Raw genomic sequence first — 22559 nt, 5'->3', positions numbered from 1 at the left:
GATGAAAAGAGCATAGGGAAAGCACAGATTTCAGAGACATGAAAAGAAAACATCAGTAGGCGTTTGCATGGTCTATAGGAGTAAGAGCCATTTGTGTTAGGTAAGATGCGTATTCAACGATTCTTTTCCCAATCAGCCATTCTGAGTTTTTCAATGGTGCATGCAGAAAAATCTCGCGGCCTGGACGAGAATTGGCTTCAAACATCCAGATAGCACCTAAGTGATCAATACCTAAGTCAAAACCAATTTCGCCAATCAGACCGGGCATTTTTTCATCTATCACACGACTAAGTGCGAGGGCAGTATCAGAGAGCTCTTGCAAAACCTTCAAACGTTTCTCTGCATCAGGAAAGATATCATACAGTGTTTTTACTGAACCACCATGCAGTTGATGGGTTGTGACAGTGTGATCTCCTGAAACTTTTCCAGCAGCGGCTGTAACAGTCCAATGACCATACTTATTTTTATTCGTATGAATTCTAAAATCCAGTGGTTGATTGTCTATTTGAAGAAGCTCAATGCCTTGTTGTGCAATCAAGTCGTGAATTGCACAATCTTCCCGCAGTTTTTTCACGAAATGATCTACGGAATGATATGAAGTGGATTTCCCTTTATTTGAGCAGACAGTGATCCCGTTTTCCGTCTTCTTTAACTGATAAATACCGTCTCCGTGACTGCCGTTTGTTGGTTTTAAATAAATGACATGATGCAGATGAAGGAGTGTTTCTATTGTAATTAAAGCATCAAAAGGATCTAATCGTATGGAATGTGGTAAGAAAAAGCTTGTTTTTTCATCTGTTAATAGCTGTTCATGAATGTCCCATTTATTAAAAAAATAAGGGTTGAACCAAGGGATATCGTAGTCTTGAGTGAGTTTTCGTTTTGTTTCTTGAATGAATGCCGACTGAGCAGCCTTTCTATTAGGCAGCCGGTCATAAACAACGGATGGGAGGGGCATCTGCTTTTTTACCCAGCGCTCCTCTTGGTAAAGCAAACCGTCTACTATTCCTTTATCCCAATCGATAGAATGAGTACCAAAAAGATATGCAAAACCAGCATGCTGCCTGCAAGATTGCAGCAGTTTTATAAAATAGGAAGATCTTGCGCCTAAAGGTGCTGTATTTTGTTCGAATCCTGCAGTGAAAATGCCGATGAGAGGTCCTATATAGAGTGTATGTTGAACTAATATGACATCAGCTTTCGTTTTGTATGGAATGAGTAAAGCGCAATAAAGGTCTTCTGATAATAAAATCCTTTGTGATTGATGATGATAGGAAATGGTGAAATCATCTACTAAACAAGAACCTAAAGCAATAGATAAAATTGCCCCCTGCTCTTTAAACTGGACAGGGAGATGTACTGTTTTTTCACTTGCTGAATGAGGAGCGATGATGTAGCGTTTTCTCTTCATAAGGAACCTCCTTTTCTTCAGCCATCATCGATTTGGCATGTTCAAGTATGGTCTGAATCAATTGATTCTCCCTCTCAGGGTAAGCTTTTAAAAAAGAGGATCGTCCTGGCTTTGATCTTACATTTGAGATGAAAAGTCTGCCTTCATTTGTATGAAGCAAGTCTATAGCGAATTCAATACACGGTGAGAAAGTTTTGTCTATAAACGCTGGAAGAGATGACTGAATGGAGGCAATATCATCTAACAACAGCTCCTTGATGTGTGGCTTTAATGAGTTTAAATAGTGATCAAAGGCTACCACATGAATGGAATTTTGTGTATTGCTTAAAAGGCTGTTTTCTACTGATGGTTTTGTATGAATCCCCATGCTATTCCATTGATTTTGTGAATTTTTTATAAGAAAAATCCTAATTTCATTGAATATAACGTCTTTTTGATCATTCGTGTTAAAAAATTGAAGGAAAGATCGGCCGATATACTTTTTGCACCAACGCTCAACCTCTTCTGAATGTGAAAAGGTGATGATTTGCTTAGCGTTTAGCTGCACAGTAATGAGTGATTTGTCTCTTAAAGAAATGAAGCAAGAGGGTGCTGCGTGCTGTTGAGAAAGCGGCTGTATTTTACAATATCCGCCCTTTCTGACCAAGTTGAGAAGGTCTGAAGGCTCTGTCAATAGAGAGCAGACTGGTAAGTATGGTTGTAAAGAAGGCAGGAGACGGAGCTGCTCGAATAGCCGCATTTTATTTGAAATTCCAGTATTCAAAAAAACGGTTTTTGGATACTTTTTTAACCAATTCATGATAGGTTTTGCTTTTTTAGATTGTGCGTCATGCTGATAAAGACAACGATCATAAATCAAGTCAGGAATCTGAAATTCTGACGCTTCAAATCCTTTGCCAGTCTTAAATTTTTGACCGTGAATGATATTTGAAGCAGGCTTTAAATCTAGAGGTGAAAAACGAACAACTTCTAAATCAAAAGAAGAGGCTGCTTTGGCAAGCTGAAGTGTGAATGCCTCTTCATGCTTCGGAGAAAGAGTGACAATGCCGAGCGTTGACGTCATGAAACAACACCTACTTTTCAAATTCTTTTTTTAACATCTGAAAAACACTTTTTGTTGATTTTACATAAACTTGGCGTTCCTATATCATTACGACAGATCGTTGTCTCATATGTCACATTGAATGCTTCATTTGCTTGGGCTCTTGACAACAACTATAATACGTATAGATAAAAACAATAAACTTCAGGTGTTGTTTGAAAGGTAGATGACGACTTTGGATATATTCACAACGTTTATCTTTATGATTGTGATAGGTGCAGTTATAGGGGCAGCAACAAACCATCTCGCAATTAAAATGCTCTTTCGTCCGTATAAGCCATATTATTTATTTGGGAAGCAGCTCCCATTTACACCAGGTCTTATTCCTAAAAGGAGAGATGAAGTAGCCAAGCAGGTTGGCGTCATGGTGATGGAGCATTTACTAACGCCAGAGGGTATTCAAAAACGATTTGAATCATCGGAGGCAAGGCAAGAGATATTGCAGACAGTGCACCGATATATTGATAAAGGTGCTGAAATGGAAATGACGGTTTTCTCCATGTTAGAAAGATACGGTTTTTCACAGGCTGACGTTAAAGCTGACGCATGGCTTCATCAGTGGACTGATCATAAGCTCCACTCACTGCTTGAAAAGTATGATCAGCAAACGTTGTCTGAGCTGCTGCCACAGGATGTAGAAAATAAGCTTGCATCCAAAATTCCACATGCCGCAGATTATATTTTAAAGAGAGGCATTCATTACTTTGAAAGTGATGAGGGAAAAGCAAGACTCGGTCATATGATAGATGATTTCTTAAAAGAACGAGGAATGCTTGGCAGTATGGTCCAAATGTTTTTAGGGAATTCAAGCTTAATTGATCGCGTACATCCTGAAATGATGAAGTTCTTAAAGAATGCAGAGACAAAAAGGTTTTTATCAGATTTACTTGTTCAAGAATGGGACAAGGTAAAGCAATTTTCTTTACATGAGCTTGATAAAAAATGGAATGTGAAAGAGCTTCTATTTAGTGTGAAAAAGCAATTGCTTTCACATTTTTCTACAAAGGTTCTGTTAGATAGACCAGTAGGAGTTTACATCAGTGCAGTAGCGGATGATCTTAAGACCAAGTTTGCTCCATCTCTCATTGATAAAGGGATTGAAGCCGCATCTAATGCGCTTGAGGGACTGCTCGCAAAGCTCCAATTTGAAGAAATTATTCGTGAACAAATTGAACTTTTCCCGCTTGAAAAAATGGAAGAGCTTGTGATCAGCATATCTAATAAGGAGCTGAAGATGATCACATTTTTAGGCGGTCTTTTAGGTGGATTGATCGGTGCTGTCCAAGCGATTTTTGTCACCTTATTCTAAGGCAAGATCGAGAAATTTCGATGAATTTATTGTATATATGTGAAACGAAAGCCATAGTTTGTTATAGTGGAGTGGTGTCCGCCGATCCATATCGGTGATAACGGATAGAAAGGAGACATAACATGTCTGTAAATCTTTATGATGTTGCATATGACCTTGAAAAAGCACTGCGTCATAGCGAAGAATATTCAGCGTTAAGAAATCTTTATGATGAGGTAAACGGGGATGAATCCTCTAAAAGAATGTTTGAGAACTTCCGTGACATTCAAGTAAACCTTCAACAAAAACAAATGACTGGTCAAGAGATTACACAAGAAGAAGTAGAGCAAGCGCAAAAAACGGTTGCACTTGTGCAGCAGCACGATAAAATCTCTCAGTTGATGGAAGCAGAACAACGCGTAAGTGTTCTCATCGGTGAATTAAATAAAATTATCATGAAGCCTCTTGAAGAGCTTTATGGAAATACAGAAGAAAATTAATTGAAAGGGCGATCATATTCGCCCTTTTTTTCATTCATATCGCCGCTTGTATATCTTTAAAAAAAGGGTTGTCGAAGCTCGTAAATTCTGCGATAATACTTATTGAAAGTGCTTTCAAAAAGCGCTATCGTGATGAATTGGGTGCGTTCCACTTTGGATTTACGGCGATGAGCCAAATGAGAGAGAAGCGCTTCTGGGAGAAAAGCAAAGCATAAGGGGATATGATATAAGCAATGCTTTGGTGTGTGAAAGATGAGGGGATCATGGGGAGCTTCATCACGCCATTGTTACGCATCCAAACCATACATAAAAAAAAGCCTAGGGGTAGGCTTTTTTTATTTGCGATTGAGGCATAAAACAAGGGCTGCTTCAACTGCATGTTCTAAAGCGATAAGCTAGGGCATATCCTCATCGTAAGTACAGTCATCAAGAAGGGGGATGCCTCAGTGTCAAAAAAGCTACTTGCACTCAATATAGATGGAACGTTACTTCGTTCCAATGGGAAAATCCATTCCGCTACAAAAGAAGCTGTGGAATATGTTAAGAAAAAAGGGGTTTACGTGACGATTGTCACCAACCGTCATTTTCGATCCGCGCAAAAAATTGCCAAGGCGTTGAAAATACCGACTTCAACTCTTGTGACGCATAGTGGTGCATTTATCGCTGATAAGCTTGATGAGCCGCTCCATGTGAAGAAATTAACGGAAGAGAAAACATTTAATCTTGTGCAGATCCTTGAAAGCTTTGATTGTAATGTTCGCTTGTTACATGAAAAATTCTCAATCGGCAATCGGAAAAAAACACAGTCTCAACTGATGGGAAAAACGTTGATTCATCCATCTGATCCCATTTTCTATCCCGTTCAATTTGTTGAATCATTAAGTGATATGCTCATGGATGAACCGGTTAGCACACCTGTCATTGAAGTGTATTCGACGGCAGCACTTCAGCCTGAAATCCACACAACCATTCAACAAGCATTCCCATCTGTGGATCTGATTAAGATCAGTGATGAGAAAATGAACATTGTATGCAAAGGGGTATCGAAAGAAGCAGGACTTTCTCTTTTAACTTCAGCACTAGGTTTTACATTAGAAGATACGGTCGTGATCGGTCACGGGACAGACGACATCCCGATGCTTGAGTTAGCTGGCTTAGGCGTTGCGATGGGGAATGCACCTCATTCGGTCAAACGTAAAGCCGATTGGGTGACACGTTCTCATGATGAACAGGGTGTTGCTTATATGATCAAAGAATACTTTAGAATGCAGCAAAGGGAAGGTTTTTTACATCAATTTGATATTAAACGATAATATAATGAAGGCCCTGTCTATTAAGAAATGGCAGGGCCTTCGTCTGTTCTCTTCATTGCTTTTCCTAGATGAATTTTGTAAAATGAAACAAGTTTGAAGATAAAGGTGATACGATGCGAATTTTAGTTAAAGGGCTGTCTGATGAACGATTTCATCGACCGCTTGTCAATATAGCCAATTTATTTGAAGAAGATAGTGAAGTGCTGTTTGATTCCGGTGAAGCAAACGATGGCCTAGTGATGGTGTTTGATTGGAAAGAAAATGGCGGTATGGTGGAGGCTTCTGGCCATATTGCTGGATCAGATATGACGAGTCGTTTTACAAGAGAGATGCCAGAGAGCTTGAATGAAAAAGAGCGCTGGAAGCAAATCAAAAACACTGTGTTGTCTGTTTATTTACATCTGCTTCAGGAATATACAGGAATGACGCAAAAATGGGGGATTCTTACGGGGATACGCCCTACGAAATTACTTCATAAGATGCTAAGAGAAGGCATGACAAAGGAAGAAGCACATGCAGCGTTAAAGCGCGATTACTTGATTCATGATGAAAAGATCCATTTGATGCAGGAGATTGTTGATCGTCAAATCAAAGCCATTCCAGATCTGTACGATCTACAGGAGGAAGTGAGTATTTATATCGGTATTCCTTTCTGTCCAACAAAATGTGCTTATTGCACGTTCCCTGCTTATGCCATTCAAGGACAAGCTGGAAGAGTGGGAACGTTTCTTTTTGGGCTGCATTATGAGATGCAAAAAATGGGCGAATGGTTAAAGGAACATGGGATTAAAGTGACGACTGTTTATTTTGGCGGAGGTACTCCAACGAGTATTACAGCAGAAGAAATGGATTTGCTGTATGAGGAGATGTATCGCTCTTTTCCAGATGTGAAACATATTCGGGAAGTCACTGTAGAAGCGGGACGACCTGATACGATTTCACCTGATAAGCTGGAAGTGCTCAACCGTTATCATATTGACCGGATTAGTATCAATCCGCAATCATATGAGAATGAAACATTGAAAGCGATTGGCCGGCACCATAGTGTGGAAGAAACGATTGAAAAGTATCATTTATCAAGGCAGTATGGCATGAATAATATTAACATGGACTTAATCATCGGGCTGCCAGGAGAAGGGCTAAAGGAATTCCAACATTCCTTGTACAAGACAGAAGAACTGAAGCCCGAATCTTTAACGGTGCATACACTTTCCTTTAAGAGAGCGTCTGAAATGACCCGCAATAAGGAAAAGTATCAAGTGGCAGACCGAGAAGAGATCACACGTATGATGGATGAAGCGGTTGCTTGGACAAAGGCACATGACTATCATCCGTACTATTTATACAGACAAAAAAACATTTTGGGGAATCTCGAAAATGTCGGGTATTCGTTAGATGGACAGGAAAGTTTGTATAATATTATCATTATGGAAGAGGTGCAGACGATCATTGGCATTGGATGCGGCGCTGCGAGTAAATTCATTGATCCGCGAACCGGAAAAATTACGCAGTATGCCAATCCAAAAGATCCAAAGTCTTATAATGATCGTTATGAGCACTATACGGAAGAGAAGATTCAGTTTCTTGAGTCATTATTTGTTTCTCACATGTAAACACTGCGGTGACGCAGTGTTTTTTTCATTTGTAAAAGGGTATATAGGGGGTAAAAAGATAAAGCAGGTGTACATATGATGGATGTGATCGGAATTGGGATTGGGCCAGCAAATTTAGGATTGGCCGCTTTATTAGAGGAGTATGAAGATGTGGCATGCTGTTTTTTTGAACAGGAAACCGAATTTGCTTGGCATCCTGGTATGCTCATCAAAGGAACGGACTTACAAGTTTCCTTTCTAGCGGACCTTGTGACAATGGCTAATCCAAGGAGCAAGTATACATTTTTAAATTATTTACATGAATCAAACAGGCTTCACCGATTTTATACATTTGAACAATTTGATATCCCCCGGAGAGAATTCAATGAGTATTTATCATGGGTTGCAGGTGAATTAGATAGCTGTCAGTTCGGGATGAAGGTGGAAGAAGTGACCGACTGTGAAGACGGGTATCTTGTAAAAGTTCGGCGGTTGAAAGATGGGGCGCTTTCTGAATATCGTGCAAAACATGTCGTTCTTGGAACGGGAAGCAAGCCGATGATTCCTGTCGATGTGCCAGAAGCTGCGTTGCCGCATGTGACCCATAGCAGCCGTTATGTGGATCAACAAAAAGAACTTCATGAAGCTGAAACGGTGGCGGTGATTGGTTCAGGTCAGAGTGCAGCTGAAATTTTCTTAGACCTGCTTCAGCATCAGAAGAAAGGACAGCAGCTTTCATGGTTTACACGTTCAAGTGAATTTAGAGAACTAGAGACAGCGGAGCTTGGTCAGGAGCTATTTACACCTAAGTATGTTGAATATTTTCATTCCCTTCCTTATGAAGAACGGATGAACACATTGCCTAGACTGGCAGGATTAAGGAATGGCATAGATGCATCGACGCTTTCTCACATTTATCAGGAATTGTACCATCGATCCGTTTCAGGAGAAGAGCCATCTGTACTCATTCAGCCAATGACGGAGCTTGAAGCGATACATATGGAGGATGAGCAGCAGTTAGAGCTGCATTTGAAACAATGGCAGCTGAAGAAAGAAAAGAAAATCACAGCCGATCATGTGGTATTGGCTACAGGATATACGCCTAATATTCCGGAATGGTTTAGCGTATATGAACCATTGATTGAATGGGAGAGCGATAAGCATTTTAAAGTGACAGACGACTTCAGGCTTGTGTTTAAAGACAAACGGTCTCATCATTTCTTTACATTCACGAACCTCGATCACTCTCATGGAACAGCGGCGACCAATTTAAAACTTTCGATCTACCGCAATCAGAAAGTCATCCGAACCATTCGCGGGGATACGAAAGAACAAGTGAAGCAAGAAACAGCATTTCAGCAATTTGAATAGATATAAAATAAAAAAAGGGCCCCAGCACAGGGCCCTTTTCAATTAAATGGTTGTTTCTCTTTTTACTTTTGGTTTTTCAGTTTTCCATTTGAAGATTTTGTTTAGGATTTGATAGATACGCTTTGATTCTTTCGTCACTAGCGGTCCTAAAATCGCAAGGATTAATACATATAATGCAGCAAATGGCTTCAATGTAGCGGCAAGCCCGCCTGCAATCCCAAGTTCGGCTACAATGATGGAAAACTCTCCTCTTGATACGATGGTTAATCCAATATTAGAAGAGGCTTTATGAGAGAAACCGGCTCTTCTTCCAGCAAACATCCCGGCGGTAAAGTTCCCGATCAAGGTGAGAATGACAGCACCGATCGCAAGCCAGAAGGCATCTCCTAATGTAAATGGATCAATACTTAGTCCAAAGCTGAAGAAGAACATGGCGCCAAAGAAATCTCTAAAAGGAACAACGAGATGTTCAATGCGGTCTGAATGCTCTGTTTCTGAAAACACAAGACCGAGTAAGAGAGCGCCAATGGCCTCTGCGACATGAATCGTCTCTGAAAAACCAGCCACGAAGAACAAAGCGGCAAAAATGACAATGATAAATACTTCATTTGAACGGATATCGAATAGTTTGTTTAATAGTTTTGGCAGCTTACGCGCGATGATAAAGAAAATCATCATGTAACCAAAAGCGATTAAAATAGATAATAAGGCACCGCCAACGGACGTGGCATCTCCAAGGACAAGACCTGATACGACAGATAAATAAACGGCGAGAAAAATATCCTCAAACATAATAATCCCAAGAATTAACTCTGTTTCAGGGTTCGCTGTCCGTTTTAAATCGACAAGGACTTTGGCGACAATGGCGCTGGATGAAATGGTGATAACGCCTGCCATAATGAGAACTTCAAGGAATCCAAAGCCTGTGATAAACCCATAAAGCAATCCTAAGCTAAAGTTGATCAAAATATAAATAGATCCGCCGACTGCAATGGATTTACCCGATTTTATGAGTTTGCCGACAGAGAACTCAAGCCCAAGGTAGAATAGAAGGAACAGGACACCCATTCTACCAAAAAACGAAATAATCTCGGTGCTCTCGATAAACTTCAAATCAATGATCCCAATGGTTGGTGCATGCGGACCAACAATCATCCCGAGGACAATGAGAAAAGGAATGATAGAAAATTTAATTTTATTGGCGATTAAGCTGGCAATGGCGATGAGAATAAGCGCCGTTCCAACTTCAAAGACTAAATGATCCATTCATCACTCTCCCCCTCTAGAAAGAAAATCACGTATCAATCGCTTCAAGTGTTTTCTTTCGCCTGAAATGACCATCGTATCATTTGCTTGAATAATCGAATCGGCACCGGGGTTGAGTAATTTTTCATTTGTATGTTTAATGATCGCAATGACGGTGACTTCATAATTTTGTCTCACATCTAAATCGCCGAGTGTATGTCCAACCGCTTTTGCGTCTTTTTCTACCTTAAACCATTCAATGATCAAATCATTGAACGCCATTTCAATCGTTTCAAGTGCTTGCGGCTTATACACCATACCGCCAATAATGGCAGCAATTTGCCGGGCTTCAGCATCATCGAGAGAAATGGTGGACAGTACTTCATCTGGATCTTCATCGTCGAAACGATAAATCTCCCGTCTGCCATCATCATGAATCACAATCGTCATCTTTTCTCTATTTCTCGTTTCAATTTCAAATTTCTTTCCAATCCCAGGAAGATCATTTTCTTTAATGTTCATTTTATCCCTCCGAATATGATAGGTTTTGTTTTTCATATAGTGAGTACGGATGAAATAAAATGAATCAGTCGAGGTAATTTGATTGGTACATAATGGGGATCGCACACTTCATTTCTAAAAAACATAAATCAATAGATAACGCTGTGGTTGATGCAAGCTTTACAAGAAAAGCTTTTGAAGCGCCCATTGATAACCTCTGTTTTAACAGAAGAGATGCGGCATGTTTTTTTGAAAACGGAGGTGTCTTCACAGCATTGATTTCTTCATCATAAATCGATGGAGAAATCAGGCTGGGTGTGCTCGCTTCTGCTTGTGAAGCAAAAACGACATTTGAAAAGGGAGAAAACATGACGATGCAGCTAATCAATATACATATGGAACTTCTTATCAATCATTCTCCCCCTTTCATATGATGTTTTATTTCTTATTTTACTATATAAAAATATATTTCTCGTTTCAACAATTATGCTTATTTTAGTATCAGTTGATCTTGAAATTTTTTATGTAGAGGAAAAGGAATTACTTGATGGAAATTGAAGTAAGTGATGAGCTTGAAAAGAAAGAGGGGAATGGATGATGACATATATCAATTGTCAGGTAGATGGGGATATTTTTGAAATCGTTTTCAATAGGCCTGAAGCGTATAATTCGTTTCATGTTGACATGTTTGCTGAATTGAAGGAAGCGTGTGATAGAGCGAGTGAGAGCAGTGCGAAAATTGTTGTACTCAAGGGGATGGGCAAAGGGTTTTCAGCAGGCGGAGATATTGGAATGATGCTAAAGCAAGATCGTGAAGAAGATTTTCATCGCGTGATGGATCTGATCGAGGGAATTACACTTTCTTTAGCCAGTATGAAAAAAGTGACGATTGCACTTGTCCACGGGGCAGCGGCTGGTCTTGCTTTTAGCTTTGCTCTTAGCTGTGACTATTTGTTTATGCATCAAGATGCTAAACTTGCCATGAACTTTAATGGAATCGGGTTAATCCCAGATGGCGGAGGGCATTTTTTCCTCACCAAAAGAGTTAGTGAGCAAACCGCTAAACAATTGATTTGGAGCGGGCAAAAGCTGCCGGCTGAAGAAGCGCTCAAGCTTCGCCTTGCAGACGGCGTGTTTCAAGATGAGGTGGATACGTATCAGAAAGCGTGCGTCAAGACGTTTTTAAATATGCCGCTTCAAGCCTTTGTTGAAACAAAGATGATTTATTTTCAGCAGTCAGAATCACAGCTGTTAGCCGTTCTTCAAAAAGAGCGTGCTGCACAAGCTAGACTGAGACAAAGCCGTGATCATCAGGAGGGTGTTCAAGCGTTTTTGGAAAAAAGACGTCCTGTGTTTCATTAAATAGAAGAATGAATGGCCGGCGGATGCCGGCTTTTTTAACGTTCAAATAAAAGAAGTTTACCTGCATCATTTACGAGCCGGTGAGAATGCTTTGTGTATTGTTGTTCGATTAAACGATGACGTCCTAATTCTTTTGCTTTTTCATCACTATCTGTGGTGATTTTTTCGTTTAATAAGGTTTCACCTGACGAATCAAATACAGTCAAAAAGTAGGTTTTCTCCATCTCTGATCTTCCCTTTCTTCTTGTTTTTTAATGAATTATACAAGGAGGAAGTTAAAACCTCTTTTTTTACCCCTAAAAATGTGTTTTTTAGAATAAGAGCGATAGAACGTGCATTCGTAAAAACGGCGTGATAAAATATGGACAACTACAGTAACGTACAAGGAGATAGACGTTTGACGAAGCTCACTTTTATTCATGCCGCAGATCTTCATTTAGATAGTCCGTTTGCGGGAATGTCCAATATACCGAACCGAATTTTTAAGAGGTTGAAAGAAAGTACATTTCAAAGTGCCAAGAACATGTTTGAACTTGCAATTGATCGAGAAGTAGACTTTATGCTGCTTAGCGGAGATCTATTTGACGAATCGAATCGCAGCCTAAAAGCACAACTTTTTTTAAGAAATCAGTTTCTTCAGCTGCAATCACACGGGATTGAAGTGTTTATTATTTATGGTAATCATGATCATTTAGGTGGTGAATGGACACCAATTGAGTGGCCAGAGAATGTTCACGTTTTTTTGAGCAGTACGCCAAGTGAGCAAGCCTTTTATAGAGAAGGTCAGCTTGTGGCAAGTATTTACGGGTTCAGCTACAAAGAGCGGGCTGTCCATGAAAATATGACACCTTATTATGAAAAAAAAACAGATGCCCCCTATCATATTGCCATGCTTCACGGCACATTAGCAGGTCAAGAAGGGCATGATGCGTATGCACCATTTCAGCTTCAGCAGCTTCTAGCGCGGGATTTTGATTATTGGGCGCTTGGACATATTCATAAGCGGGCTCTTCTGCATGAAGACCCAATGGTGATTTATCCTGGAAACGTGCAAGGAAGACATATAAAAGAAACAGGAGAGAAAGGCTGTTATGTCGTTTACCTATCTGAAGATGCTCAAAGAGCGGAGTTTATGAGCTGTTCAGATGTCATCTTTGAGACATTGATAATAGATATCACACATACCGCTCATATGACCGATCTTGTGATACTTGTGGACAAAAAGATGAGTGGACTGAAAGAGAGAGGTGTTCCTCATTTTGTGAAAATCGAACTAACTGGCGATGCTCCTGCTTATATGGAGCTCACGCAGCTTGAAGTGCTTGAGGAGCTGATGGCTGTTCTTCATGAACAGGAGGAAGATGAAGACTTGTTCGTTTGGGTGATGTCGATTGACTGCCGGACACATGTAGATGCCGTCTATCCAGAAGATTCTTTTTTGACAGAACTAACAGCAGAAATTGCCGAGTTTGATGCGTATGATGAGCTGCTTTCACCGATCAAGCGTCATCCAACCTATAGAAAGGCAGGAAGAGCTTTTACAAAAGAGGACGAGATCGATATTAAAGAAGAGGCACAAAGGCTGCTGGCAGAACAGCTGAAGCAATTATGAGAAAAGGAGAGGCATGATGAAAATACGTTCACTCCATATTGCGAATTTCGGGAAATTTTCCAATCAAACCTTCCACTTTTCTGATGACGGTTTTCAGTTAGTTTATGGCCTGAATGAATCGGGGAAAACGACATTGAAGGCGTTTACTGAATCGATGTTATTTGGTTTTTCCAAAAGCCATATGTATAAGCCGAAGCATGGCTCATTTTATGGCGGGTCTCTTACATGTTTAGATGAGGAATTAGGTGTGATTCATATTGAAAGAACATCTGATCATGGCGGCCAAGCTCAGGTGTTGCTGCCAAATGGTGAAGTGAAAGATGAAGCGTTTCTACATGCGATGTTAAAGGGAACGGATCGCAGATTATACCAATCGATCTATTCTTTTGACGTGTTTGGTCTGCAAAATGTACAAGCATTAAATCAAGATCAAATAGGGGAATTTCTACTCTTTTCAAGTTTGTTTGGCTCAGATGCGGCATCTAAAATGGACAGCAGGCTACTAAAACAGCAGGAGCAGCTTTTTAAACCGAATGGACGTAAGCCTGAATTAAATCAGCAGCTTGATCATGTAAAAGAGCTGTCAGGTAAGTTGAAACAGACCAAATTGGTAGAAAGTCGTTATACCGAAAAGAAAAAAGAACAAGCTGAATTAACCGAGAAGGTAGAAATGCTTCAGCATGAAATGAGACAGACTGAAAAAGAGATTCGGCATTTGACTGAACATATTCGACTTTATCCTATGATAGAAAAAAAGATAGAGTTAAAAAAAGATTTGGCTAGTTATCCAGAACGAGTCAAACGGTTTAGACCGGAAACCGCGCATGAACTTGATAAATTAGAATCACACCTTCACCCAAAAAAGGCGCAATTGACGGCACTGAAACAAAAATTAGATCATTTGCAAACGTCGCTCACGCAAGTTCAGCCACTCTATGACAAGGATACGGTATTGGAGATGAAGCAGGTCATAGCTGAATCATCTGATGCTGAACTTGTGAAGAAACGCTTAGCAGAAGGGAAAACAGAGCAGAATTCTTTGAAACAAAAAATAGAAGAAGCATCAGCGAAGCTGAAGTGGCAGCGTCCAATCAAGCTTGACCAGCTGGATGATTCACTTGACTTTGAGTGGGAATTAAAAGAGGCTGTGAGCCAATACGTTCGTTTAATGGATAGGAAAACACAGCTCGATGACCGGTTTGATCATGCAAGACATGAGCTGGAAGAAGCGGAAACCGCTCTAAAAGGATTAAAGGAACAGCCCGTTAAAGAGCAAGATGCAGAAGATGTCAGGGGCACAAGGGCTACAGTGAAACAGAATCATTCCAGAGTGTGGTTATTCCCGCTGATGTTCGTGCTATGTGCTGTCATTCTCACGGTCTTATTCGTTTTAGCAGAGAGCTGGGTGACGTTACTGTTTGCAGGATTTTCCGTATTTATCTTGATTGCTATTTATCCAGTGCTTAAACAGACTCAGATGAAGGAAGCAAACGACAGTAACGCCTATCATTCTTTTCAAGTTCAAACAGCTTCAGCTGAAACGCTAGTGAAGCAAAAGGAGCTTTTATACGAAAGAATGATACAGCAATATGAAGACTGGGAGCGGGAACTGGAACCTGTACAGCAGCAAGTAGAAGATATGAGAAGGCAGCTGGGTTTGTCCTCAGAGCTCTCATTCCTTGTGGAAGCTTTCCATATCTTGAAACAATTAAAAGCGAATACAGCGGCATATGAGGCGCTTAACAAGGAAATAGAGATGCTCACACAGCAGCAATCGACCTACGAGCAAAGAGTTTCAGCGCTCATGAGTCTCCTTCAAAGAAAAGAAGGGACCATTCAAGAGAATATCTCAGCCTTTCAAGAGATATTGAAAGATGAGGAAAAAAGAGAAAAAGAACGTCAGACATTGCACGTATCCATTCAGCATGTAGAGCACCAGCTGACAACATTAGAAGGAGAAGTTCAATATTATGAAAAACAAACGGACGAGCTTTTTCGAAAAGTAGAAGCAGCGTCAAAAGAAGATTATCATGTCCTATCTCATCTATCCAAAGAATACCGGGAGCGGCTGTACAATTTGCAGCAGCTGAACCAAGAGCTGCACAAAAGCGGTTATATAGATGAGGAAGAGGTCATTGTCCGTAAAGGTTTACGCACCCTTGAGGAGCAGTGTGCACAAGCAAAAAGGCGTCTGAATGACATGCAAGAGAATGTGACGAATATGAAAAGACGCTTGGCAGAATTAGCAGTAGAAATACGCCAAATAGAAGCATCAGGTACGGTGTCTGATTTGACTCATCAGCTTGCTGTAGAGCAGGAGCAGGCAAAGCATCTAGCGAAAAAATGGGCGGCTATTCAGCTCGTTCGTTCCGTCATTCGAGAGAAACTCAATGAGCATAAAGAAACGAGGCTACCAGCACTCCTCCAAACAGCTTCCCGATTTATTCAGCCGTTGACGAATGATCGTTATGAAGTGATTTTATTTTCTGCCGAAGATGACCGGCTGATTGTGAAACGGAGGGATGGACGCCTATTCCGCCCGGAGGAGCTTTCACAAGCAACATGTGAGCAGATTTATCTCTCGATTCGTTTTGCACTTGCTTTGTCCCACCAGCAAGAGTGTCAGCTCCCATTTATGATGGATGACAGTTTCGTTCACTTTGATCATGTCCGTCTAGACAGGGTGCTGGAGCTGATGAGTGAACTCACTCGTTTTGAATCACAGCTGTTTTATTTCACTTGTCATCATTATATGAAACAAGCAGCGGAAGACGGGCAGATTACGAGTTTAGTAGTGGAATGATTGACAAATTATGACTTATGTTATACTTATATGAGCAGAAACATGGAAGGAGCATTTATTGAATGGCTAAAGGGATCATGACCTATGACGTCGGCGAACAAGTTGACCTGCATTTATTAATTAAATCATCTACTAAAGGGATTGCGAGTAATGGCAAACCATTTTTAACGTTAATTCTTCAAGATCAAAGTGGAGATATTGAGGCGAAGCTATGGGATGCAAAGCAGAATGATGAACTCACATATGCTGCGCAAACCATTGTGAAGGTAGTAGGTGATATTCATCATTATCGCGGAAGGAATCAGCTGAAGCTTAGGAATATACGTCCTGTTGCTGAAAACGAGCAAATCCGCATTGATGATTTTCTAGAAACAGCTCCTATTCCAAAGCACGATATGATGGATACCATCATGCAATATATTTTTGATATGAAAAACCCTAATATTCAGCGTGTCACAAGACATTTGCTGAAGAAATATGGACAGGAATTCGCTGATTACCCAGCAGCTACGAAAAACCATCACGAGTTTGTTTCGGGTCTTGCCTATCACGTGGTATCGATGCTTCATTTAGCGAAATCCATTGTTGATCTATACCCATCACTAGATCGAGATCTTTTATATTCAGGGATCATTCTACATGATTTAGGGAAAGTCAAAGAGCTTTCGGGTCCTGTCTCCACCACATATACAGTAGAAGGGAACTTAATTGGCCACATTTCTATTATGGTGACAGAAATTGCGAAAGCCGCAGAGGAGCTTGGCATTGATTCTGAGGAAATTCTGATTCTGCAGCATTTAGTGCTGAGTCATCATGGAAAAGGGGAGTGGGGCAGTCCTAAACCACCAATGGTGAAGGAAGCCGAAATTCTCCACTATATAGATAATTTAGATGCAAAAATGAACATGATGGATCGTGCGCTTGAGCATGTGAAGCCAGGAGAATATACAGAGCGTATTTTTGCACTAGAGAATCGTTCGTTTTATAAACCAACCTTTCACAATGAATCATCATGATAAAACGCCCGTTTGATGCGGGCGTTTTTTTTCATAACTTGTCTTCTTTTCGCATAAGCATGTAACACAAAGGAAGAGAGATTAGTCCTGAAAAAGGAGGGGAAGACAATGTTATTTTTTCCATGGTGGGTATATGCATGTATCATTGGCATTATTTTTTGTGCCTATAAATTAATGACGACAGCCAAAGAGGAGCAAGAGATTGATCAATCCTTTATTGAAAAAGAGGGAGAAATCTTTATCGAACGAATGGAGCAGGAGAGAGAGCGTAGACGTCAAGGACAGCAAATGAAACGATCACAGGAAACGGCGAAGCATGAGGACCATTCGATTGCATAATCAATAAGAATAAAAAAACCCCTCTACAAGTTCATGTAGAGGGGTTTTTCGTTCATTATTGGTTTGTTGTTTGTTGTGTGGTTTGCTCAGATTTTTCTTTGAATGTATTTTCAAGTTCTTTATCTTTTACTTTCACATCAGCATCTTTCACCAATTTGTTTAAGATCGTCTGAATTTCATTGTTATCTGCTTGTTTTTGATCAAGCAGTTCTTTTTTCAAGTCTGCTTTCATGTCATCGTATTTACCGCGTTCTTCGGTCTTTTTAATGATATGGTAACCAAATTGAGATTTTACTGGTTTGCTGATTTCATTTACTTTTAGTTTGAAGGCAGCTTTACTGAAGTTCTCATCCATTTGGCCATCTTTTGCGAACCAGCCTACATCGCCGCCTTGTGCTGCTGAAGCAGTGTCAGTTGAATATTCAGATACAAGGTCATCCCATTTTTCGCCTTTATCTAATTTCTTTTCTACTTCATCTGCTGTTTTCTTGTCAGCAACTAAAATGTGGCTTGCACGGATTTTCCCTTTTAGGTCATCGTAATACGCTTTTACTTCTTTGTCAGTGATTTTGATGTTAGCTTTGGCAGCCTTTTGAGTCAGCAGCTCATATTTTACTTGATCTTTGATGTAATCTTTTCCGAATTCATCTTGAAGTTGTTTTAAACGATCTTCACCAAGTGTCTTTTTATATTCTTCCAATTTCTTATCAATTTCTTTATCTGATACTTTGTATTTGTCAGCAAGAACCTTTTGTTGAACAAGTAGGTTTAAAGCATCTCCACCTGCTTGTTTTTTAAGTGTTGTGTAAAGCTCTTCTTTTGTGACATCTCCTGATTTTGTTGTTGCGATCACTTCTTTGTCACCGCTACTGCATGCGCCAAGAGTTAAAACACTTACTGCTGTTACAGCTGCTAAAGCCATTTTTTTCATTCAAAAAACACTCCTAATCTTTCCAATTTATTTATCATTGCTTGTATCATAACATATTGTGACATGCTGTAAAAAGAAATGCAAATGGGAGGGCATTCGTCTAGTCAAATTTTTGCGACCAACATACACATATATTGATCACAAAAAGGAGGCTGAATTATATGGGAGCAGGATATTCTAATGGGTTTGCTTTATTGGTCGTGCTATTCATTTTGCTGATCATCGTTGGTGCAGCATATCTTTATTAATTAAATCGCTGTTACAGAAAGGAGCCGTCCTGCCATGCGTGCGTGCGGGCGGTTCTTTTTTAAAACGATGACAAGTGCCTAAACGTTTTAAAATTTTCTGCATACACTGAGCTTAGAACAGAGGAAGAACTGGCAGGAGGTGTTTTCACATGGGAGGAGAAGTCTTTGCTGGCGGTTTTGCACTAGTCGTCGTATTATTCATCTTATTGATCATTATCGGTGCATCTTGGATTTGCTAATAGATCATCATACACAAAAAGCTGCCATCAAACAGGCAGCTTTTGCTTTGATCTTAAATAGATATGGTAATTTCAACAAATGATGAGATCAGTAAGATCAGTATCGATACATTGATAAAGCGAAACACCTTATCTTGCCGTTCTTCAGGAATCTCTCTGACAAGGCATAATGTATTAGTAAGCCTGTTTATTGAATACACAATAAACGCGGCAAAGACGATGAAGTAAAATAAAACTATCGGAGATCCCCCCTCTCTATGCTATTCCCATACTACATTACCAAATTTTTTATGAAAAAGATAGAAGTTGGCTTTAAAAACCTCATGATGAGGAAGTTGGGTCAACTAAAATATCAAACTCGTCTTGGGCTTGATCAATGATGCATGATTTTGGCGCTTTTAGCAGTTTCCAAGCAAATAAAAAGTCAGGCAAACAATAGCCTGCATGAATACTTGCGATCATGATAAAATAGTGTGCGTACATTGGAAATGCCATTCCTAAAACAAAGTAAACAGGTGAGATGACACAAAACGGGCTGAGCAGTGAGAAAAGCATCACTCTCTTAGGCACGCGCTGCCAGCAATTTCGTTTAAATAACGTCATTTTTTTCTTATGTTTCATGACTGGGATCAAGTGAACCACGCGGTGGACAAGCAATGTCGCAAGTAAAAGCACGATAAAAAGCGGTGCATTGTGACTGCTGAGCCTCGTTTCAGGATGAGTCAGTTGAAAACATAAAAATGCCATAATGAAAAAAAATACAGTCAGACATATGGCTGAAATCATCATTCTCGTATAACCATAATCCTTTTCAAGATTAATGGTCTTCCAACAATTCATTTTTCATCCTTCCAATCTCAAAAAAACTAATTGAATATCTCAAGATAATTTACTCTTCCTGAGGATAAAAATCAATGGTTTTCAAGAAAAAAAATAAATTGTTACATTCATATGGAATAAAGAGAGGAAACTTTGGGTTTTCAAGAAAAAAAGACATAAGAGGGAGGTTCGTCTCTTTCGTCAATGAGTAATTTCGGCTAAAATAGAGTGACTAAGAGAAAGAGGGAACGTACATGAGTATTGAGGAACGAATGAGCCAGCTCGAATATTATATGGAACTGTTACTGACGGCGACAGATATGAGCCGTTATCCATATTATGCGCTATTGATCCGGCAGCGTGTATCGAAAGAAGAGGCAAAGGACATTGAGCGTATTTGTGCTGAGCTCTCAGATGAAATGGACAAGCAAAAAGCACAAGGCTACGTCATGTTCGACGATCTCCTTGCGCTGTTTGCGGGACAGTTAATTGAAAAGCTGGATGTTCATGAGACGATTTTTGCTTTGCATGATCAAGGGCTGTTTCAGCCGTTAATGAATGAATTTATAAAGATCATTAAACAATTTGATTTGCTTTAGCCGCTTTTTCCTCTGCTGAGTCTTCAAGTTCTTCAGGCTTTTTCGTGACTTTCCCACGTTCATTCAAAAAGTCCTTCTCAATGTTTGAAAACGATTTCTCAAAAATCTCCATGAAATCCTCACCATAAATGTTTCGGATAATACACATCATTTCTAAAATTTCAGGGAACTTTCCGTAAATGTCATGAAGCGGCTGTGCGCCTTTGACAATACCAGTTCGGGCCGGGTCGTAATCTTCGAGTAGTTTATGGAATGTCTCTTCGCCTTTTGGCGTTAGTTCAATATACGTATTGCGTTTATCGTTTAACTTTTTAGAAAATTTTAAAAATCCTCTTTCCTCTAATTTTTTAGAGAAGTTAAACGCCGTTGATACATGCATGACGCCAAACTTTGCAATTTCTGATATTGAAGCTCCTTTTAATTGATACGCAATCCACAAAATATGATGTTCATTGATATTTAGGTTATACGGTTTGATCCACTGCTGCCAGTCCTTTTCAATGGATTTCCAAAGAGCTTTGCTCAATTGGGCCATTCTTTGACTGAATAAAAGTGCTTCTTTTACATCGAAAGGCTGTTCCGAATGATTCATCCATTTCACCTACTTCTCTTTTTCTTGTAATTCTATTATGCCAATAAAATAAAGATTAATAAAGCTGAAAATTCAAGAATTTTTAAAAGTCATGAAAAACATTGACAAAATAACCTTTTTTCAACAAAAAAAGTGCGGGATACGCACCCCGCACACTTTTGTAAACGAATATTTTTTTGTGAGTATATTAGTTTTGTAAGGTTTTCTCCAGTTGTTTGAGCTTTTCCTCAATTTCCTGAATTTCCTTTTGTAAGTCCTGCTGATGAGGTTTGATTTCCTCGCGCCATTGCTGAATGGATGTTTGCAATTCAGTTCCGACCTCTTTAATGACCTCAGCACTTTCTTTTGCGGTTTCAACAATCTGCTCTTTTAAAGCTTGTCCATCTCTTTTTAATCTTGTCAGCGTATCTTCGAATTTGTCATAGCCGTCTTTCATCTTTCCGCGTACATCTCTGCCAGAAGAGGGAGTCGTCAGGAGCACTGCCGCACCTCCGAGGAGACCGCCTACAAATAATCCTGTTAATAAAGAACGTCCACTAGCCATTCCAATCACCTCTAGTCAAATTTTACACATTCGCATGTTCTCTCTGAGCTGACGATCAGCTTCATTGAACTTCCATACATAGCTTGCTTTATTTTAGCATACTTTTGAAGAAAAGGGAGGGGAGAAGGTTGTCTGTCTTTCTGTTCGTTTTTACGTGTATGTGTGTGATTTTCGCAGGTGGTTCTATTCATTATGTAAGGCAGCTTGGGTATGCAGGGTCTTATCCGCCAAAACATGTATTAAGACAAAAAGCAATTGTGTGTGCTGCAGGTGCAGGGATTTCGCTCTCCATTTTGCTGCTTACCCTTTTTCTTTTATAGAAGCATGAAAAAAACCTCTTCATTTGATGAAGAGGTTCCAGCATGTAGACAAACCCTCGCATTCGTTGTCAGTCCTGCGTGCAGGTGCTCACGAATGTCAAATTCGCTCCGCGCCAGTACTCGTCCTTCCTAGACTTCAAGGGCTTTCAATCATGCTGAAAAGAAGACAAAGGGCTAAAATAAAGAATCATTTTAGCCCTTTGTCAACAATATGAAAAAAACCTCTTCATCTAATGAAGAGGTTCAGTTATTCGTTAAGCGACTTCAATCATTCTTGCGCGCTTTAATATGGACTGAGCAATCGGGAAGACAAATACCATAGCTATCGTATTGATCACAGTTGCTGGCAAGACAACACCTACAAGAAGTGCTGGTAACGCAGCCGGCAGTCCAGTAATCAGTAAAGCGGCAGATAGGAAAATCACGCCCGATACGACGGTCCCAACAGCGGTGAGTACAGCGGTCAGAACGACTTTGTTCTTGATCTTCAGGCAAGATAAGAAAAGGGCTAAGAAGATAAAGGCTGTCACCGGTTTATCAATCATATTTGGAATTTGTCCGCCTGGAAAACCTGTTGTCAAAGCGGAAATGACCCCAGTGACTAGGGCGATCACAACGACATGCTGTACCTTCGGAAAAAGGATGATGCTTAAAAACATCATGACCAGCATCATATCAGGTTTCATTCCGAAAAAGATGGGCGGGAAAATCGTATGCAAAACAGCTCCCATTGCTGCAAGCAATGACATAATCACTAATTCTTTTGTTTTCATTTCTATGCTCTCCTCTGCTAAGCTCTTAGAACTCTCCAA

At 40.0% G+C, this 22559-nt stretch carries 26 protein-coding genes; 14 read left to right on the top strand and 12 right to left on the bottom strand.

The features are described from left to right. Positions 1 to 52: 52 nt before the first annotated feature. Together N521_RS18405 and N521_RS18400 are read right to left on the bottom strand one after the other, a co-directional pair. Entirely contained in the window at positions 53 to 1411 is a 1359-nt protein-coding gene (locus N521_RS18405; RefSeq protein ID WP_035392534.1) for a YheC/YheD family endospore coat-associated protein, read from the bottom strand. Further along, positions 1368 to 2474, bottom strand: coding sequence for a YheC/YheD family protein (locus N521_RS18400; protein WP_035392532.1), 1107 nt, complete (start codon positions 2472 to 2474; stop codon positions 1368 to 1370). Before N521_RS18400 ends, N521_RS18405 begins: the two co-directional genes overlap by 44 nt. A gap of 214 nt (positions 2475 to 2688) precedes the next feature. Here N521_RS18400 and N521_RS18395 point away from each other — a divergent pair, with 214 nt between their 5' ends. From N521_RS18395 to N521_RS18375, 5 genes are all read left to right on the top strand, one after another. Next, positions 2689 to 3822, top strand: coding sequence for a DUF445 domain-containing protein (locus N521_RS18395; protein WP_035392531.1), 1134 nt, complete (start codon positions 2689 to 2691; stop codon positions 3820 to 3822). Positions 3823 to 3944: 122 nt separating this feature from the next. Further along, positions 3945 to 4301, top strand: a complete 357-nt coding sequence (locus N521_RS18390; RefSeq protein WP_008348927.1) for a YlbF/YmcA family competence regulator — start codon at positions 3945 to 3947, stop codon at positions 4299 to 4301. A 446-nt stretch (positions 4302 to 4747) separates the two neighbouring features. Beyond that, positions 4748 to 5614: a Cof-type HAD-IIB family hydrolase gene (locus N521_RS18385; RefSeq protein ID WP_008348923.1), complete on the top strand. Its 867-nt coding sequence runs from the start codon at positions 4748 to 4750 to the stop codon at positions 5612 to 5614. A gap of 113 nt (positions 5615 to 5727) precedes the next feature. Continuing rightward, on the top strand, positions 5728 to 7227 hold the full coding sequence (locus tag N521_RS18380) for a coproporphyrinogen III oxidase (RefSeq protein WP_035392528.1): 1500 nt from the start codon (positions 5728 to 5730) through the stop codon (positions 7225 to 7227). A gap of 75 nt (positions 7228 to 7302) precedes the next feature. Further along, positions 7303 to 8577, top strand: coding sequence for a lysine N(6)-hydroxylase/L-ornithine N(5)-oxygenase family protein (locus N521_RS18375; RefSeq protein ID WP_026050068.1), 1275 nt, complete (start codon positions 7303 to 7305; stop codon positions 8575 to 8577). A 42-nt stretch (positions 8578 to 8619) separates the two neighbouring features. Here N521_RS18375 and N521_RS18370 read toward each other — a convergent pair whose 3' ends face one another. The 3 genes from N521_RS18370 to N521_RS18360 all read right to left on the bottom strand — a co-directional run bounded on the left by N521_RS18370 (position 8620) and on the right by N521_RS18360 (position 10735). After that, positions 8620 to 9843, bottom strand: a complete 1224-nt coding sequence (locus tag N521_RS18370; RefSeq protein WP_007497140.1) for a cation:proton antiporter — start codon at positions 9841 to 9843, stop codon at positions 8620 to 8622. A 3-nt stretch (positions 9844 to 9846) separates the two neighbouring features. Continuing rightward, positions 9847 to 10344: a cation:proton antiporter regulatory subunit gene (locus N521_RS18365; RefSeq protein WP_017366937.1), complete on the bottom strand. Its 498-nt coding sequence runs from the start codon at positions 10342 to 10344 to the stop codon at positions 9847 to 9849. A gap of 64 nt (positions 10345 to 10408) precedes the next feature. Then, complete coding sequence (locus N521_RS18360) at positions 10409 to 10735, bottom strand: hypothetical protein (protein ID WP_025207030.1); 327 nt, start codon at positions 10733 to 10735, stop codon at positions 10409 to 10411. A gap of 185 nt (positions 10736 to 10920) precedes the next feature. Between N521_RS18360 and N521_RS18355 the strand changes: the two genes are divergently transcribed. Beyond that, on the top strand, positions 10921 to 11685 hold the full coding sequence (locus N521_RS18355; RefSeq protein ID WP_231493322.1) for an enoyl-CoA hydratase: 765 nt from the start codon (positions 10921 to 10923) through the stop codon (positions 11683 to 11685). A 35-nt stretch (positions 11686 to 11720) separates the two neighbouring features. Here the strand turns inward: N521_RS18355 and N521_RS18350 are convergent, their stop codons facing one another. Continuing rightward, a complete protein-coding gene (locus tag N521_RS18350; protein ID WP_008348907.1) occupies positions 11721 to 11909 on the bottom strand; it encodes a YhzD family protein in 189 nt (62 codons plus the stop codon). Between the two features lie 173 nt (positions 11910 to 12082). Between N521_RS18350 and N521_RS18345 the strand changes: the two genes are divergently transcribed. The 4 genes from N521_RS18345 (at position 12083) to N521_RS18330 (ending at position 17455) form a co-directional block, all read left to right on the top strand. Further along, positions 12083 to 13297 carry a metallophosphoesterase family protein gene (locus N521_RS18345; RefSeq protein ID WP_017360320.1) on the top strand — a complete coding sequence of 405 codons (1215 nt, stop codon included), beginning with the start codon at positions 12083 to 12085 and terminating at the stop codon, positions 13295 to 13297. A 16-nt stretch (positions 13298 to 13313) separates the two neighbouring features. After that, the gene (locus N521_RS18340) at positions 13314 to 16100 is read left to right on the top strand and encodes an ATP-binding protein (RefSeq protein ID WP_035392526.1); all 2787 of its coding nucleotides are present in this window, start codon (positions 13314 to 13316) and stop codon (positions 16098 to 16100) included. Between the two features lie 62 nt (positions 16101 to 16162). Then, on the top strand, positions 16163 to 17116 hold the full coding sequence (gene yhaM, locus N521_RS18335) for a 3'-5' exoribonuclease YhaM (protein ID WP_007497151.1): 954 nt from the start codon (positions 16163 to 16165) through the stop codon (positions 17114 to 17116). 108 nt (positions 17117 to 17224) lie between these two features. After that, positions 17225 to 17455 (top strand): sporulation YhaL family protein, encoded by a 231-nt coding sequence (locus N521_RS18330; RefSeq protein WP_017360318.1) that lies wholly within the window; start codon positions 17225 to 17227, stop codon positions 17453 to 17455. Positions 17456 to 17510: 55 nt separating this feature from the next. Here the strand turns inward: N521_RS18330 and N521_RS18325 are convergent, their stop codons facing one another. Further along, on the bottom strand, positions 17511 to 18386 hold the full coding sequence (locus N521_RS18325) for a peptidylprolyl isomerase (protein WP_007497153.1): 876 nt from the start codon (positions 18384 to 18386) through the stop codon (positions 17511 to 17513). Positions 18387 to 18547: 161 nt separating this feature from the next. Here N521_RS18325 and N521_RS19495 point away from each other — a divergent pair, with 161 nt between their 5' ends. Beyond that, positions 18548 to 18634, top strand: coding sequence for a YjcZ family sporulation protein (locus tag N521_RS19495; RefSeq protein ID WP_008361129.1), 87 nt, complete (start codon positions 18548 to 18550; stop codon positions 18632 to 18634). A gap of 149 nt (positions 18635 to 18783) precedes the next feature. After that, positions 18784 to 18873 (top strand): YjcZ family sporulation protein, encoded by a 90-nt coding sequence (locus N521_RS18315; RefSeq protein WP_017360317.1) that lies wholly within the window; start codon positions 18784 to 18786, stop codon positions 18871 to 18873. A gap of 53 nt (positions 18874 to 18926) precedes the next feature. Here N521_RS18315 and N521_RS19840 read toward each other — a convergent pair whose 3' ends face one another. Together N521_RS19840 and N521_RS18310 are read right to left on the bottom strand one after the other, a co-directional pair. Next, positions 18927 to 19112, bottom strand: a complete 186-nt coding sequence (locus N521_RS19840) for a hypothetical protein (protein ID WP_072368131.1) — start codon at positions 19110 to 19112, stop codon at positions 18927 to 18929. Between the two features lie 82 nt (positions 19113 to 19194). Continuing rightward, positions 19195 to 19713, bottom strand: coding sequence for a DUF3267 domain-containing protein (locus N521_RS18310; RefSeq protein WP_008348895.1), 519 nt, complete (start codon positions 19711 to 19713; stop codon positions 19195 to 19197). Between the two features lie 233 nt (positions 19714 to 19946). Between N521_RS18310 and N521_RS18305 the strand changes: the two genes are divergently transcribed. After that, positions 19947 to 20291, top strand: a complete 345-nt coding sequence (locus tag N521_RS18305; RefSeq protein WP_007497157.1) for a YhaI family protein — start codon at positions 19947 to 19949, stop codon at positions 20289 to 20291. Here N521_RS18305 and N521_RS18300 read toward each other — a convergent pair. Further along, positions 20269 to 20883: an HTH-type transcriptional regulator Hpr gene (locus tag N521_RS18300; RefSeq protein WP_008348891.1), complete on the bottom strand. Its 615-nt coding sequence runs from the start codon at positions 20881 to 20883 to the stop codon at positions 20269 to 20271. The genes N521_RS18305 and N521_RS18300 overlap by 23 nt on opposite strands. A 187-nt stretch (positions 20884 to 21070) precedes the next feature. Next, entirely contained in the window at positions 21071 to 21427 is a 357-nt protein-coding gene (locus N521_RS18295) for a YtxH domain-containing protein (protein WP_007497160.1), read from the bottom strand. A 128-nt stretch (positions 21428 to 21555) separates the two neighbouring features. Between N521_RS18295 and N521_RS18290 the strand changes: the two genes are divergently transcribed. Continuing rightward, positions 21556 to 21747: a membrane protein YhzF gene (locus N521_RS18290; protein ID WP_008348888.1), complete on the top strand. Its 192-nt coding sequence runs from the start codon at positions 21556 to 21558 to the stop codon at positions 21745 to 21747. Between the two features lie 254 nt (positions 21748 to 22001). Here N521_RS18290 and N521_RS18285 read toward each other — a convergent pair whose 3' ends face one another. Continuing rightward, positions 22002 to 22520, bottom strand: coding sequence for a tryptophan transporter (locus N521_RS18285; RefSeq protein WP_017360314.1), 519 nt, complete (start codon positions 22518 to 22520; stop codon positions 22002 to 22004). Positions 22521 to 22559 lie beyond the last annotated feature (39 nt).

This window comes from Bacillus sp. UNC125MFCrub1.1, assembly GCF_000701305.1.
Classification (GTDB): domain Bacteria; phylum Bacillota; class Bacilli; order Bacillales; family Bacillaceae; genus Bacillus; species Bacillus altitudinis.
The sequence above is the reverse complement of the archived record's forward strand: the minus strand, read 5'-3'. Positions and strand labels throughout refer to the sequence as shown.